Origin of the sequence: Chitinophaga dinghuensis, assembly GCF_003259435.1 — a bacterium.
In the GTDB taxonomy this organism is placed as follows: domain Bacteria; phylum Bacteroidota; class Bacteroidia; order Chitinophagales; family Chitinophagaceae; genus Chitinophaga; species Chitinophaga dinghuensis.
The window spans coordinates 184,066-197,965 of record NZ_QLMA01000006.1 but is presented as its reverse complement, the minus strand read 5'-3'; the positions used below and the strand labels follow the sequence as shown (position 1 = coordinate 197,965).

General features: G+C 45.9%; 15 protein-coding genes. 10 read left to right on the top strand and 5 right to left on the bottom strand.

From position 1 onward, the window contains the following. Nucleotides 1-365: 365 nt before the first annotated feature. The 6 genes from CLV59_RS18445 (at nucleotide 366) to CLV59_RS18420 (ending at nucleotide 7,903) form a co-directional block, all read left to right on the top strand. Entirely contained in the window at nucleotides 366-1,409 is a 1,044-nt protein-coding gene (locus CLV59_RS18445; protein ID WP_111593552.1) for a LacI family DNA-binding transcriptional regulator, read from the top strand. Nucleotides 1,410-1,473: 64 nt separating this feature from the next. Then, nucleotides 1,474-3,615 carry an alpha-glucuronidase family glycosyl hydrolase gene (locus CLV59_RS18440; protein ID WP_111593551.1) on the top strand — a complete coding sequence of 714 codons (2,142 nt, stop codon included), beginning with the start codon at nucleotides 1,474-1,476 and terminating at the stop codon, nucleotides 3,613-3,615. Nucleotides 3,616-3,636: 21 nt separating this feature from the next. Further along, nucleotides 3,637-4,386: an SDR family NAD(P)-dependent oxidoreductase gene (locus CLV59_RS18435; protein WP_111593550.1), complete on the top strand. Its 750-nt coding sequence runs from the start codon at nucleotides 3,637-3,639 to the stop codon at nucleotides 4,384-4,386. 23 nt (nucleotides 4,387-4,409) lie between these two features. Continuing rightward, entirely contained in the window at nucleotides 4,410-6,329 is a 1,920-nt protein-coding gene (locus CLV59_RS18430; RefSeq protein ID WP_111593549.1) for a sialate O-acetylesterase, read from the top strand. 76 nt (nucleotides 6,330-6,405) lie between these two features. Further along, nucleotides 6,406-7,098 (top strand): DUF6348 family protein, encoded by a 693-nt coding sequence (locus CLV59_RS18425; RefSeq protein WP_146616240.1) that lies wholly within the window; start codon nucleotides 6,406-6,408, stop codon nucleotides 7,096-7,098. A 232-nt stretch (nucleotides 7,099-7,330) separates the two neighbouring features. Next, on the top strand, nucleotides 7,331-7,903 hold the full coding sequence (locus CLV59_RS18420; RefSeq protein WP_111593547.1) for a GrpB family protein: 573 nt from the start codon (nucleotides 7,331-7,333) through the stop codon (nucleotides 7,901-7,903). A 3-nt stretch (nucleotides 7,904-7,906) separates the two neighbouring features. Here the strand turns inward: CLV59_RS18420 and CLV59_RS18415 are convergent, their stop codons facing one another. The 4 genes from CLV59_RS18415 to CLV59_RS18400 all read right to left on the bottom strand — a co-directional run bounded on the left by CLV59_RS18415 (nucleotide 7,907) and on the right by CLV59_RS18400 (nucleotide 10,431). After that, a complete protein-coding gene (locus CLV59_RS18415; RefSeq protein ID WP_111593546.1) occupies nucleotides 7,907-8,503 on the bottom strand; it encodes a hypothetical protein in 597 nt (198 codons plus the stop codon). Between the two features lie 158 nt (nucleotides 8,504-8,661). Further along, nucleotides 8,662-8,949: a putative quinol monooxygenase gene (locus CLV59_RS18410; protein ID WP_111593545.1), complete on the bottom strand. Its 288-nt coding sequence runs from the start codon at nucleotides 8,947-8,949 to the stop codon at nucleotides 8,662-8,664. Nucleotides 8,950-8,959: 10 nt separating this feature from the next. Continuing rightward, nucleotides 8,960-9,583: an NAD(P)H-dependent oxidoreductase gene (locus tag CLV59_RS18405; protein WP_111593544.1), complete on the bottom strand. Its 624-nt coding sequence runs from the start codon at nucleotides 9,581-9,583 to the stop codon at nucleotides 8,960-8,962. 92 nt (nucleotides 9,584-9,675) lie between these two features. Beyond that, nucleotides 9,676-10,431: a carboxypeptidase-like regulatory domain-containing protein gene (locus CLV59_RS18400; RefSeq protein WP_146616239.1), complete on the bottom strand. Its 756-nt coding sequence runs from the start codon at nucleotides 10,429-10,431 to the stop codon at nucleotides 9,676-9,678. Nucleotides 10,432-10,607: 176 nt separating this feature from the next. Here CLV59_RS18400 and CLV59_RS18395 point away from each other — a divergent pair, with 176 nt between their 5' ends. From CLV59_RS18395 to CLV59_RS18380, 4 genes are read left to right on the top strand one after another with little or no spacing between them, the layout of a single operon-like run. Then, the gene (locus CLV59_RS18395; protein ID WP_111593542.1) at nucleotides 10,608-11,090 is read left to right on the top strand and encodes a hypothetical protein; all 483 of its coding nucleotides are present in this window, start codon (nucleotides 10,608-10,610) and stop codon (nucleotides 11,088-11,090) included. An 18-nt stretch (nucleotides 11,091-11,108) separates the two neighbouring features. Continuing rightward, nucleotides 11,109-11,591 carry a hypothetical protein gene (locus CLV59_RS18390; RefSeq protein ID WP_111593541.1) on the top strand — a complete coding sequence of 161 codons (483 nt, stop codon included), beginning with the start codon at nucleotides 11,109-11,111 and terminating at the stop codon, nucleotides 11,589-11,591. Between the two features lie 35 nt (nucleotides 11,592-11,626). Continuing rightward, on the top strand, nucleotides 11,627-12,103 hold the full coding sequence (locus CLV59_RS18385) for a hypothetical protein (protein WP_111593540.1): 477 nt from the start codon (nucleotides 11,627-11,629) through the stop codon (nucleotides 12,101-12,103). Between the two features lie 22 nt (nucleotides 12,104-12,125). Further along, complete coding sequence (locus tag CLV59_RS18380; protein WP_111593539.1) at nucleotides 12,126-12,623, top strand: hypothetical protein; 498 nt, start codon at nucleotides 12,126-12,128, stop codon at nucleotides 12,621-12,623. Nucleotides 12,624-12,738: 115 nt separating this feature from the next. Here the strand turns inward: CLV59_RS18380 and CLV59_RS18375 are convergent, their stop codons facing one another. After that, nucleotides 12,739-13,869, bottom strand: coding sequence for an alkene reductase (locus CLV59_RS18375; RefSeq protein ID WP_111593825.1), 1,131 nt, complete (start codon nucleotides 13,867-13,869; stop codon nucleotides 12,739-12,741). Nucleotides 13,870-13,900 lie beyond the last annotated feature (31 nt).

The following is a 13,900-nucleotide window of genomic DNA, read 5'->3' as shown; positions in this document are numbered from 1 at the left end:
AACAGGATACAATACAGTGCTTATTCTCGGGAAACTGATCCCGAAAAATGGTAACCAAAGGATTTCCGGCTGGCTGAGAAAACAGGCAATAGATGCCGCCTGTCCATTTGGTGCTGCTGCGTATAGGGGTACAGCAATGCAACAACAGGGGCATAAAGCCTGAAAAACCGGCATAAGGGCGATTGTTGGCAGCGTTATTCATAACGTATTATTCGTGGAACCCTCTTAAAATGTTATTCGTGGAATCGCTACACCGTCTTTTTCACAGAACGAATATAAGTGTCTTTTTTTAAAAAATACAACCGATTGTATTTTTTTAGCAAAATTATTATTCTTTTATTTGTACAGGGAAACCTAAAAGCATTATGTCAGAAGAAAAAGAAGTAACGATATACGATATTGCGAGACATCTGAATATCTCCGCCACTACTGTTAGTCGCGGCCTGAAAGATCATCCTACCATCAATATCAAAACACGACGGAAAATAGCCGAAGCTGCCAGGCAACTGGGATACCGCAGCAATACATTTGCCAGTAGCCTCCGTAGCAAACGCACTCAAACACTGGGGGTGATAGTACCGCGCCTGAATAGTAACTTCATGTCGTCTGTACTTGCCGGCATGGAGAACGCTGCCAGCAGAGAAGGCTACAACCTGATTATTGCACAGTCGCTCGAACGGGCCGATAAAGAGATGGATAACGCCCAAACAATGTTCAACAAAAGAGTGGATGGGCTGCTCGTTTCCCTCGCATACGGCACCGAAAGTATCCGCCACTTCGACGATTTCTTCAGCAGAAAAATACCTGTCATCTTCTTTGACCGCGTGGCCGTTCATCCGGAAAGCACCAGCATTATTATTGATAACCACGCCGCCGCCTACCAGGTGACCCAACATCTGATAGAACAAGGCTGCAAACGCATTATGCACCTCGGTGGCAACATGGCCTTAAACGTATATTCCGAACGTTTACGCGGCTATAAGCAAGCCCTCCGCGACCATAAAATTGCATTCGATGAGAAACTGGTTCTTACCGGCAACCTCTCCGAAGATTTCGGCGCCTCCACAGCCGCTCATATCCTTCAACTCAAACACAAGGAAAGACCTGACGCCGTTTTCAGCGCCAACGATACCGCCGCCGTATATTGCATGATTGCCCTCAAACAAGCCGGCCTCTCCATCCCCAAGGATATCGCCTTCGCCGGCTTCAACAACGACCCTATCAGCAAAGTGATTGAACCCAATCTCACCACCGTCAACTATCCTGGCTACAACATGGGACAAGCTGCCGTAAATACCCTCGCCAGTCACCTCAACGGCGAAACCAGCATCACGGATACAAATACAATCGTCCTCCGCTCAGAGCTGATCGTACGCGACTCCTCCCAGAAAAATATCCCCTCCCGGTAAAAAAAATTACGAAATTTACGCAACCGATTGTATTTTTAGATAGTTTAGCGCAACCTCCAACGTTATGAAAAAGACTAAGCTATTAATATTATTCCTCGTTTGCGTCCATGCAGCCCTGGCAGAAGATGGGTATAAAATGTGGCTCAGATACGCGCCCATACCCACTTCCACCCTGCTCCAGCAATACCGCCGGCAAATTACCGGCATCATTATATATGGTAACAGCCCTACCCTCCGTGCCGCCAGGGAAGAACTCAACACCGCACTCCCAGCCATGTTGCAGTCGCCCATTCCGGAAATCAAGACCCTCCGCAACGGCGCCCTCATTGCCAGCCCACTGTCTTCATTGCCTTCAGCACTGAAATCAATTGCAATAAAAGAAGTACAGCAACTGGACTCCACCGGGTACCTGCTGCTATCCACCACCGCCAATGGGAAACAAATCACCCTCATCACCGCCAAAGATGATATAGGCGTTCTCTATGGCGTCTTCGCATTACTACGTAAAATACAGACCCAACAAAACATACTACAGCTAAAGGAATGGTCGTCTCCCAAAATCAAACTCCGACTACTCAACCACTGGGATAACCTGAACAGATACGTGGAGAGAGGCTATGCTGGCATCTCCATCTGGAATTGGCATACGCTGCCTTCGTATATTGATCAACGTTATATCGACTATGCCCGCTTCAATGCATCTATTGGCATCAATGGGACTGTCCTCAATAACGTCAACGCCAACGCCACAGTACTCACGTCAGAATGGCTTCTCAAAGTAGCGGCTATCGCCAATACGCTCCGCCCCTACGGTATTAAAGTATTCCTCAGCGCCCGTTTCAGCGCTCCTATAGAAATAGGCCATCTCTCCACCGCCGATCCGCTCAACGATAGCGTCCGAGCCTGGTGGCAGCAAAAAGCAAAAGAAATTTATCAACTGATACCCGACTTTGGCGGATTCCTCGTGAAAGCCAACAGTGAAGGCCAACCCGGCCCACAATCTTATCACCGTACCCACGCAGATGGCGCTAATCTCCTCGCAGATGCCCTCGCGCCATACGGCGGCATTGTCATGTGGCGGGCTTTTGTCTATGATCCAAAAGCCACCGATCGCTTTAAACAAGCCTATGAGGAATTTACGCCACTGGATGGCAGCTTCCACTCCAATGTAATGGTACAGGTGAAAAATGGTCCAATTGATTTCCAACCCAGAGAACCATTCTCACCGTTACTCGGGGCGATGCCGAAAACCCCACTGCTGCCTGAATTCCAGCTAACACAGGAATACCTCGGCCAAGGCACACATCTCGTATATATGTCACCATTATTCCGGGAAGTACTACAGTCAGATACCTATTCCAATGGACCACACAGTACTGTGGCTGCCATTGCGGATGGTAGTCTCCTCCACCATCAACTCACCGCCATCGCCGGCGTTTCCAACATCGGTAATGAACGCAACTGGACAGGCCACCCCTTCGGACAGGCCAACTGGTATGCATTCGGGCGACTCGCATGGGATCATTCCCTCAGCAGCGAAAACATCGGCAAAGAATGGATTCAGCAAACCTTCGGCTGCAATCAGGCCACAGATACCATTCTCTCCATGATGATGGGTTCCCGCGAAACACTGGTCAACTATATGACACCCCTGGGATTACATCATATCATGGGCAACGGCCATCATTATGGCCCCGCACCATGGAGTAATCATGCGCCACGGGCCGACTGGGACCCCGTGTATTATCACCGTGCCGATAGCAATGGGATTGGGTTCGACCGCACCGCTACCGGCTCCGGAGCACTACTGCAATATCAGCCAGCCGTACAGCAACTGTATGCTGATAGTAACAAATGTGAAGACAAATTCCTCCTGTGGTTTCACCATGTCAGCTGGCAACACCGCATGCACAGCGGCAGAACACTCTGGCAGGAACTGTGTTTTAAATACAACGAAGGCGTAATGGGTGTCCGCCACATGCAGCAACAATGGAACAATATCAAACAATACATTAATCAGGAACAGTTTCACCAGGTAAGCCAATTACTGGCGTTACAAGAGCAAGAGGCCGTCTGGTGGCGGGATGCATGCCTGTCTTATTTCAGTACCATTTCCCGTTTAGCCATTCCCGTAGGAATGGAACAGCCTGCGCATTCATTACAATACTATCAGCAACTGCATTTTCCATATGCACCCGGAAACTAGAAAAATATAAATCAGGAAGATATGCTTCAAGCAAACAAACAAGTAGCGATTGTTACAGGAGGGGGATCTGGCATAGGACTCGCCATAGCAGCCAAATACGTCGGTCAGGGAATACATACCATCATCATTGGCCGCGACAACGATAAACTGGAAAAAGCCCGTCAGGAACTGGGAACATTATGCTATCCCATAGTACACGATCTCAGTGATCTGAGCAGTATTCCTGCATTAATCAACAATATCATGACCACCCATGGCCAAATAGATATACTCGTGAACAATGCCGGGATCAATATGAAAAAAGATTTTATCACCACTACAGATGAGGATTTCCAGCAAATCATTCATACCAACCTGATTGCCGTATTTGTACTTTCACGAGAAGTCATTAAACAAATGCAATTGCGGAAATCCGGCTGTATCATCCATATATCGTCAATGGCGGCCCAGTACGGCATGCCCCGGGTAATTGCCTACAGCGCCAGCAAAAGCGCTATCGACGGCATGACAAGAGCCATGGCAGTAGAACTCTCCGGACAAGGTATCCGCATCAACGCCATCGCTCCGGGTTTCATTGAAACGGCCATGACTGCCACCGCCCTTAACAGCGATCCCGAACGCAAACAAAAAGCACTGAGTCGCACTCCCATGGGACACATGGGAAAGCCCGAAAATATTGCCGATGCAGCCCTGTTCCTCGCATCCGATAGCGCCGCCTATATCACCGGTGTAATTCTTCCCGTTGATGGCGGGAACTCCATCGGATTCTGACCTTATTGCTAAAATTCCACGTTATGAAAACATTCTGCCTTTGCCTGCTGATTGCCTGTGGATACTCCCTCCACGCACAGATTCGACTACCCCGACTAGTCAGCGATAATATGATATTGCAACGCAACAGTCCTGTACGCATCTGGGGCTGGGCCAGTCCCGGTGAAAAAATACAGGCCACTTTTCATCATAAAAAATACGCCGCCCTCACCGGGAACGACAGCACCTGGTCATTCACCCTCCCACCCATGGCCGCCGGCGGACCTTATGAACTAGATCTTCGTGCATCCAATCACGTTAGTGTAAAAAATATTTTATTCGGAGATGTATGGGTCTGTAGCGGACAATCCAATATGGAGCTCTCCATGCAACGATTAAAAGACAAATACCCGGAGGTGATAAGTCATGCGGAAAACCCCTACATCCGCCAGTTCAGCGTTGCTTCCCGGGCCATCTGGACACATGCCGCGAATGATTATGAAACAGGTGCCTGGACAAGCGCCTCCCCTGCTACAGTATTATCTTTTAGCGCAGTAGGATACTTTTTCGCCAAAGAATTATATGAGCGCTATCATGTCCCCATTGGCCTGATCAGAGCCGCGGTAGGCGGTTCCACGGCGGAAGCATGGCTGAGTAAAGAGGCTTTGAAACAGTTCCCTCAATATGATCCTATCCTCCGCAATTATGAACGAACCACCTATACTGATAGTCTAAAAGCCAGAGAAAACACCATTAACACCGCATGGTATACAAGATTATGGCAGAACGACAAAGGTTTGCATGATACTCAACCCTGGTACGCCGAAAATTACAATTCCGAAAACTGGCGTCAGATAAGCGTTCCCGGATTTTGGGCAGATCAAACCAATGATAATGATCATGGCGTTCGCTGGTACAGAAAGGAAATCGTTGTCAGTAAAAATATGGCCGAAAAAGACGCTCAACTCTGGCTGGGAAATATTGTAGACAGAGACTCTGTCTATATCAATGGGCATTTCATCGGCACTACCGGTTATCAGTATCCCCCCAGAAAATACCCCGTTCCAGCAGGCATTCTACGTGAAGGGAAAAATAGTATAGTCGTAAGAGTTATTAATTACAGCGGCGAAGGCGGATTTTATAAAGACAAACCCTACTATCTATTTTCAGGGGCAGACACTGTTCGGCTGGATGGAGAGTGGCAATTTCGGGTTGGTGCTATACAGGAACCCATTGCTGCTATCAAACCTTATTACGAGCCACCAGCAGGACTCTTTCAGGGTATGATTACCCCCATGCTGCCATATGCCATTAAAGGCGTTATCTGGTACCAAGGAGAGGCCAATGCGAATAATCCTACGCCTTACCAGGAGATCTTCCCAGCTTTAATACAAGACTGGCGCCGGCAATGGAAAAATGATTTCCCTTTCCTTTATGTACAGCTGGCCAATTACATGGAAAGCAAACCTTTCCCTACAGAGAGTAACTGGGCCCGGCTAAGAGAGGCACAACTGAAGACCTTACGCGTCCCCAAAACAGGCATGGCGGTCATCATCGACATAGGCGAATGGAATGATATCCATCCACTAAATAAACTAGATGTAGGCAAACGTTTGTCCCTTCTCGCACAGTCCCTCGCTTATAATGAAAAAGGCGTAGAAACCTCCGGTCCGCTGTTCCAACAGTTACGTATAAACGAAAATAAAGCGGTTATCAGCTTTACGCATACCAGCAAAGGTTTGCATTGCAAAGGCGCGGCCTTACAGGAATTCGCCGTCGCTGGTCAGGATAAGAAATTCTATCCGGCACACGCGAAAATAAACGGCAATACCATCACCGTGTGGAGTGAACAGGTGCCGCAACCGGTAGCAGTTCGCTATGCATGGGCCAACAACCCCGCACATGCCAACCTTTACAACGGTACCGGCTTACCTGCCAGCCCCTTTAGAACTGATAACTGGTAAATATGCTAGCATCCTCGTTATTTTGTTTACCTTGAGTCGTCAACATATTATAAAAATAGATAAACTCAGGAAACTAATGGAACACCAGGAGGAAACGCCAGTTTATGCGCAGCTGACGCAGCTGTTGAAGGAGAAATTAATGGAGCAGCATTACCATGTTGAATTTAACCCCGAACGCATTAGTTTGACGGTGGACCAGCAGGTAGAAGTCATTGTCTCTGATGTGGTGAAAGAGGGACTACATCCCCATATGATGAAACAAGTCTACCTGATTACTCACCCGGAATACTTCCCGGATGGAATCGTGGAATACCTGGTAGGCGTAGGAACTACTCTACAAGAAAGGATGGAATCAGGTATTCTGAACTTTTTAGGTACCATCCTGCCTCCAATTTTGGACGGATTCAATGATACGCATGATCCGGAACTCGACTTCCATGACGACAATGGCGTTCTGTGGCATCCGAAACCTGGTCAGTTAGGTCTACAAGGCTCCTGGGAGGAAGAACCAACAACCGATGACCTTCGCGCAACCATCAATACGGCACTCCAGGCAGTCATCCCTAATCAGAAGTTCAACTGGCTGAAAATCTATGCTGCAAAGGATGGTCGAGGCAAAGTCACACTCGACTGTAACCTGAACAATGAACCCTGGGAAGCAGGCATTCAGGCGGTACTTGCGGTAGCAGAAACCTGGAAAACCCCGCCTATCTTCTGTGGCATGAAGCAATTCATTATGTACAGACGCTGCGACGCTTTCGATAATTAAAAGCTATTAGTCTGCTATAAAATAAAGGCGGCGCCATCCAGCGCCGCCTTTTTACATTTCCCGAATGAATAAAACCGAATAAGTGAACGATTTTTTTTCTCAAGAACATTCATAACACATCCGTTTTAATGCCATGAAAAAATAATATTGGGTAACTATTGATGAACTCCTTGCATTAAAAAATGGGGTCAATTTAGGAACCCGTGCGAGCCGATTTAATTATCTTTGCCGGATGGAAAAAATTGAAGTCATTCCCTACGAACCCCAATGGGCGGAACAATTCCAGTTACTGAAGGAAATTTACCTCCAGCACCTGCAAACGCTTCTGCCACGCATAGAGCACGTAGGCAGTACAGCGGTTCCGGGTCTGCCTGCCAAACCTATACTGGATATTGATATCATAATTCCATCGGCAGCACAGCTGCCAGTAGTAACCAGCGCACTGGAATCGTTGGGATATATATTCCGCGGGGATCTTGGCATAAAAGACCGTTATGCTTACGGCATAACATCTGCGTTCACACCAGATACCGGCGATCAAATGCCTCGCCCCAAACATCATCTGTATTGCGTCATTGATGGTAGTGTTAGTCTGCGTAATCACCTGCTGGTCCGGGATACACTGCGCGCAGATGCCCAACTCCGCGAAGCGTACGGCCACCTTAAACTAACGCTGGCCGCGCAGGTAGATAACATCGATGATTATGTAGAAGGGAAAAGTGCCTTCATCGGAAAAATATTATTAGAAGGCGGAATCGATGCAAACGATGTTGCAGACGTCGAAGAACAGAACCGTAAGAAATAAGATCTATTTTCTTCTCAGGCGCGACTGCATGGTGGTTAAGATATTAACGCTTTCCTGCAATCGCCCTGTATTGGCGCTACCATCAATGGCCAGGTCTTTTTTAGTTACTTCATAACCTGCCAGAAAAGCCTCCAGGTTGGAGAGATAAACCACCTGGTCTCCAAATAGCATATTATACATTTTCTCATTTAACCGGTCCCCTTCTGCACGGAGATCGTTATTGGTCAGATCCGTCACATCCCGCATACGCTGCATAATACCAGACATTTTCTCTTTCATTATTTCCAACGTTACCTCATCTTTCTTTCCCGGCGCAATGTTATGACGGAAAAGACTATCTGATAACCGTTTGCGGAACTGCATATAATCCGTAAGCTCTCTACTCAGATTGCCGAATTTATCATTCAGTTCTTCACTTTTTTCAGCAGTTGCATATTTGTCCAACCCCTTCTCTAAATGCTTCACCCATTCCAAAATAGAAACTGTGATATCAGAGACAGGCGCCTTACCGGCCGATTGCGCCATGACAGTTGCTGTAGAAGAAAGTAATAACAGACAGCCAACAATTCCACTAAAAAAATAACGTAAGGTATGTTTCATGGTAGTATTAAAATTCTCTTGTAAGAACGTTTAATATTACGGGATATTACTGAGACCAACACCTATTTTTTTCTCATAAAAAATGCAGCGGAGCAAAGGACATATTCCCCTTTGCTCCGCTGCACTTTTTGTTTATTGGGGCACTGTCCATGCCCCTTTTACAACAGCTTGCCCTTGTAAATAGCTGGTAGCTCCTGGAGTTTCACAGGAACGACAGCGCCAAATGCCTGGATGTAAGGCTGACTGTTATGCAGTTCGAGACCGGCAGCATCCTCCCAAATTTCATGGAAGGTGAAAATATTTTCATCTGTGGTTTCCTGATGCAGATCATATTGCAGACAAGCCGCTTCTTTCCTGCTATGCTGCACCATTTCCAACAACTGCGCTTTTACTTCTTCCCGGTATTCCGGCTTACTTTTAATAATGGCGGTTAAATAAATTTTCATCTTTGTATGATTAATTAAGCAATGATTCCTCTAAAATATTTTCAGTAGCAAACACTTCTTGCAAATGATGTGTATAGGCAGACACGTGTTTCTCTATCTGCACATGCTTCTCTACATCATGGAAATGATAACTTTTCAGTGGGGAAAGTCCCGCGAATGCATTCATCCGATGGAAACCAAACATCACTCCTTTATCTACGCTGGTCTGATCAAAAAACTCTCCCGGTAATGTAAACGCTGCCGCGGGCGCATTCCAACTACTGGTGAGCATATACTGCCTGCCATGCAACATACCTCCTGTCCCATAATTGATATCTGGATTAGCCGAAGAACGGCCATCGCTCTTATAGATACCCGTATTATGACCGGCAGAAAATACGTCGTCCAGGTATTTCTTAAAACCAAATGGTACTGAAAACCACCAAATGGGCGTATGATAGATAATGACATCCGCCCAAACAAACTTCTTCACTTCTTCCTGCGGATCATACTCCTCCGTCACATTAGTAATTTGCGCTACATATTCTTCTTTGGTATCAAAGAACTGCTTGGTAACTGCGGTAATGGTATTATTGAATTTGCCGCCGGAATGCTCAAACTCCTGGCCAGCATTGATAATTAATATCTTTTTCATATTCTTTTTCCTTTTGATAACACAAAGTTAGATGTCGCCATCCAATCAGAAAAAGAATATAACTTATAGGTAGCTATAATTAAAATAATGGATTAACGATTAAAAACGGGGATATTCGTATGGCCCCGACGCACTTCAGATTCATAATAAGTGCCCATCTCTTTGATATAACGGAGGTAATCGTACTCATTTTCGAAGCTCATCAGCATGGCATAAGTAGGCCGATACTCTACCATAAAGCTTTCCAGCAGCGGGGATTTCAGTCCTGTAATCTTCTGAACCAGGTCTTTATTGAAACGATGGTCCACATATTTCTCCTGCTCATCCCGTTGCAGGAACTTGCGGAACTGCTGCATACGCTTGATCTTCCCTATACTGAAGAGCGCATCAAGGTTAATACCCGCGCCTCCATTGCCGCTGGTAATATACTCCGGCTCAAAGTCGAAATACTTGCGGTATTCACGGCGGTTTTCCAGAGAATCATACTGGTAAGACTTAGGTTTAGCCTTTACTTCTACTGTGGCAAGGGTTTTAATCTCCACAAACAGCTTCATGTCGAACGGCCGGGTAAGATTAATTTCTTTCACGGCAAACTTTTGGGTCGACTTACCTTGATAAGAAAAGCTGAGAGAATCCGTTACCGGAATTTTGATATTATAGCGGCCCATGGAATCCGTAATGGCCCCTGCGCCGGAGTTGCTGTGCACACTCACTCCAGACAAGCCCATAGTGGCCGTCTTTTCGTAGACAGTTCCGCTGACTTGCACCTGTTGTGCCGCGACTACAAACCGCATCAGCACCAGCAATAGTATCAGTAACCCTTTTCTTACCAACGTAGATACACTCATTTGAACCACCAATCTAAGACAGCTATCAGATATAGACAAGTTTCGGACCTAATATTAACAAATCATTGCATTTGAACGACCCGGAATAATAAACCGATACAGGAGAATTATTAATAAAAGAAGTACAATTTTTCCCAAGGCTTTTTATATTTGGCTTGTCACATTTTTTTATCCCTATGAACACCGAAGAAACAACCTTATTCGACACATCATTTGAATCCACCACCCAACAAAGACGCTGGCATCTGCTCCCCTCCAATATTCATTTAATTAACTTATTCGGACTGCTGTTTGGCTTGTACTATTTAATTGCCATATTGGTAGAAATACCACATGTACTCCAAAAGACGGGATCTACGGGACAGATTGAAAATATGGTAATAGCTGTCATATGGATCACCGTAATCCTGAAACTTCTACCCATACTGTTGATGCATCTGTTACTGATATTTGAATGGAAATGGGCCATTCGGTTTTGTTGGGTCGGTTTGGGCGCTGTGGTACTATTAGTTTATACCGAAATAAAAGGAGCCAGCCTTGGCCTCATCAGCATGGCTATGTATATCGTTTACATCCACTATTTCATACAACTCTTTAAGGTCCGCCAAAAATGGGAAATGGCAGCCATAACAAGATGGAACAAAAAAGCAAAAAACTAACTTTATATCTAGTCATCTATGAACACTGAAGAAACAACCTTATTCGACGCATCATTTGAATCAACCATCAAACCGCTACGCTGGAGTATACTCCCTTTAAATGTACAGATCATTTGCTGGATCGGACTCTTTTTGGGGCTGTACCTGACTCTTACCTCACTGATGGCGCTTCCAGGATTAATACAGGCGACGCTAAGCGGAGATCTTGATTTGCTTACAATCCTGGTGTTATGGACCACCACCTTTTTAAAAATATTCCCAATTCCACTGATGCACCTGTTTGTATTAATTGAAAAAAAATGGGCTATTCGATTTAGCTGGATTGGACTGATAGCTTTAGCATTCCTGGCGGTATGCGACTTCACACGAGGCTTTATTTCGTTTTTCTCCATCATAATTTACTTGGTCTATATTATTTTCTTTGTGCAGCTCCTTCCACTTCAGAAAAAATGGGAATCAGGCGCTATTTCCACCATGGACAAAGTAAAAAGTAGCAAATAATTCAACTACACTTATCTTTAATAATACCTAAATGCATGATAGAATCAGAAGAAATCTCTGTATTTGACGAAGGTTTTGAGGAATTCACGAAGCCAAGGCGTCTCCACATCCTGCCAGGTTATTTGATAACTATGTCGGCCATAGGACTGTTTATAGGTATGGTGGTTTTTTGGGGGCTGTTTGAAGGGCTCAGTGGTGCATTATCAGCCAATGGCCATGGACTTGGTGCAGGCTATCGGCTGGGGATTTATATTGCACTTGGGTTTGGTTTTATGCTGGCATCATCCATCTTCCTGATGCATTTACTGGTGCTGTTGGAATGGAAGTGGGCCATACGGTTTCAGTGGGCAGGACTATTCACTGCCACAATTATCCTTGGTGGACTTTGTGTCGTCACTGAGAGTATGCCGTTCCTCTTTTTTGCAACTATTGTTTTCTATATTTTTTACTTTTTCAAGATATTCCCTTTAAAGAAGGCATGGGAAGATGCAGTGTCGTGGCGAAAGAAATAAATAATCATTTCAACGTATCTCTATGACAGACCCTCAATTCGAACACAAAGCTGATATCAGTAAAGGTTTCACGCATTTTAACGACTCCCGGATTATCCGCAGAAAATTGCTCACACAGTTTACCAAGGTGGTCAATGTCCTTGATCTGCTGGGCGGAATGCTTTGTATTACAGGCGCCGGATCTTTTCTCCTCAATACGATCAAAGATAGTCTCGATAGTGGGCCTGTAGCATATGATGTGCTGTTTATTGCCATCGCTGTGCAGTTGGCGGCAGTACTGTTCTTTGTGATGAATCTATTATTATTGTTAGGGCATAAATTAGCCATCCGCCTGGCTATAGCCAGTTTGACCATATTTATACCCATTGCGCTCCTTTTCAGTTTCATACTTGGTTTTATGGCCTTTACCATCTTATTGGTACTGGCAGCGCATGTGCCCTTTTACATGAATTTATGGAAAGTCAGGAAATATTGGGAGACAGCCAGCCCTCGCAATTCCGACATCTTTCCTGGTCAGTAATAAGGCCACCCGCGGGAATGTTTTTCCCTTTATGTGTCCATTTCTATTTTGAATGTTAATGTATAAAGAAGTCATGGGAGACGGCTGTCTCTCATGACTCAACAGTTATTTAACATTACGCAGGCTGCATTTCATCCTCCATACTACAATTTTCCCTGATAATCTGATAGGATGGATAATCAATTAAGCCAGTATCTCCTCCCTGGTAAAAGGTTTCCGGGTCTGCAGGGGCTAAAGGCAAATTGTACCGTATTCTCTCCACCAGGTCGGGATTGGAAATAAAAGGCCGCCCGAATGCGATGATATCCGCCAAACCTTCCTGCAGTCTGGCTTCTGCTGTTTCCGGCGTATAACCTCCCGCGAGTATGATCAACTGATGGAAACGTTCCCTGATATCCTGGAGATACCAGTATGGAATAGGCGGTTGTCCGTTAACAGACTGATCTGACAAATGGATATACAAGATGCCCAATTTATCTAATTCCTCTGCCAGGTATTGATGGGTAGCCACTTCTTCTGGATAAGGAGGCAAATCATTCAACCCAGAAAATGGAGACAAACGCAGGCCTGTACGTTCCTTTCCTATCGCATCCGCCACTCCTTCCATTATGTCCAGCAGAAAGCGGCTTCTGTTGATGATGCTACCGCCATATTTGTCCGTACGTTGGTTGGTAGCAGGATGGAGGAATTGTCCGGGTAAAAAGCCATGTGCGCCATGGATTTCCACCCCGTCAAAACCGGCTGCTATAGCCGCAATAGCTGCATCCACATGGGCTTGTACCATGGCGGCGGCTCCTGCCATAGTCAACATTTCAGGAGCAGGTAAGGGAACATGTAATCCACCTGGGATACCAACCTCACCGGCTGCGGCCACACCAGAAGCGGAAACGGTGGGTAATCCCTGCTGATTGGCGGCATGGCCAATACGGCCGGTATGCACAAGCTGGAGGAATATTGTACCTCCCTGCTGGTGCACTTCATCGGTTATTTGCTTCCATATTTCCTGCTGAGCTGCGGAGAAGATACCAGGCACCCGCAGGTAGCCTACTCCATTCGGAGCTACTGCGGTATTTTCTACTATTATCAACCCTGCACCGGCTCTCTGACCGTAATAAATACGCATATTATCTGTTGGCATCGCATCTCCTGTTGCTCTTCTTCTGCTCATAGGCGCCATCGCTATTCTGTTGCGGAATTCGTGTCCTCCCACCAGCAATGGGGCCAGTAATTTTGCTGTTGTCTTCATAGCTTCATCTGTTTTACTGACCCAAAGGTAG

Excerpts from the sequence above, each read along its gene's own strand:
- CLV59_RS18445 (WP_111593552.1), top strand. The coding sequence starts at position 366 with ATGTCAGAAGAAAAAGAAGTAACGATATACGATATTGCGAGACATCTG.
- CLV59_RS18440 (WP_111593551.1), top strand. The coding sequence starts at position 1,474 with ATGAAAAAGACTAAGCTATTAATATTATTCCTCGTTTGCGTCCATGCA.
- CLV59_RS18435 (WP_111593550.1), top strand. The coding sequence starts at position 3,637 with ATGCTTCAAGCAAACAAACAAGTAGCGATTGTTACAGGAGGGGGATCT.
- CLV59_RS18430 (WP_111593549.1), top strand. The coding sequence starts at position 4,410 with ATGAAAACATTCTGCCTTTGCCTGCTGATTGCCTGTGGATACTCCCTC.
- CLV59_RS18425 (WP_146616240.1), top strand. The coding sequence starts at position 6,406 with ATGGAACACCAGGAGGAAACGCCAGTTTATGCGCAGCTGACGCAGCTG.
- CLV59_RS18420 (WP_111593547.1), top strand. The coding sequence starts at position 7,331 with ATGGAAAAAATTGAAGTCATTCCCTACGAACCCCAATGGGCGGAACAA.
- CLV59_RS18415 (WP_111593546.1), bottom strand. The coding sequence starts at position 8,503 with ATGAAACATACCTTACGTTATTTTTTTAGTGGAATTGTTGGCTGTCTG.
- CLV59_RS18410 (WP_111593545.1), bottom strand. The coding sequence starts at position 8,949 with ATGAAAATTTATTTAACCGCCATTATTAAAAGTAAGCCGGAATACCGG.
- CLV59_RS18405 (WP_111593544.1), bottom strand. The coding sequence starts at position 9,583 with ATGAAAAAGATATTAATTATCAATGCTGGCCAGGAGTTTGAGCATTCC.
- CLV59_RS18400 (WP_146616239.1), bottom strand. The coding sequence starts at position 10,431 with ATGAGTGTATCTACGTTGGTAAGAAAAGGGTTACTGATACTATTGCTG.
- CLV59_RS18395 (WP_111593542.1), top strand. The coding sequence starts at position 10,608 with ATGAACACCGAAGAAACAACCTTATTCGACACATCATTTGAATCCACC.
- CLV59_RS18390 (WP_111593541.1), top strand. The coding sequence starts at position 11,109 with ATGAACACTGAAGAAACAACCTTATTCGACGCATCATTTGAATCAACC.
- CLV59_RS18385 (WP_111593540.1), top strand. The coding sequence starts at position 11,627 with ATGATAGAATCAGAAGAAATCTCTGTATTTGACGAAGGTTTTGAGGAA.
- CLV59_RS18380 (WP_111593539.1), top strand. The coding sequence starts at position 12,126 with ATGACAGACCCTCAATTCGAACACAAAGCTGATATCAGTAAAGGTTTC.
- CLV59_RS18375 (WP_111593825.1), bottom strand. The coding sequence starts at position 13,869 with ATGAAGACAACAGCAAAATTACTGGCCCCATTGCTGGTGGGAGGACAC.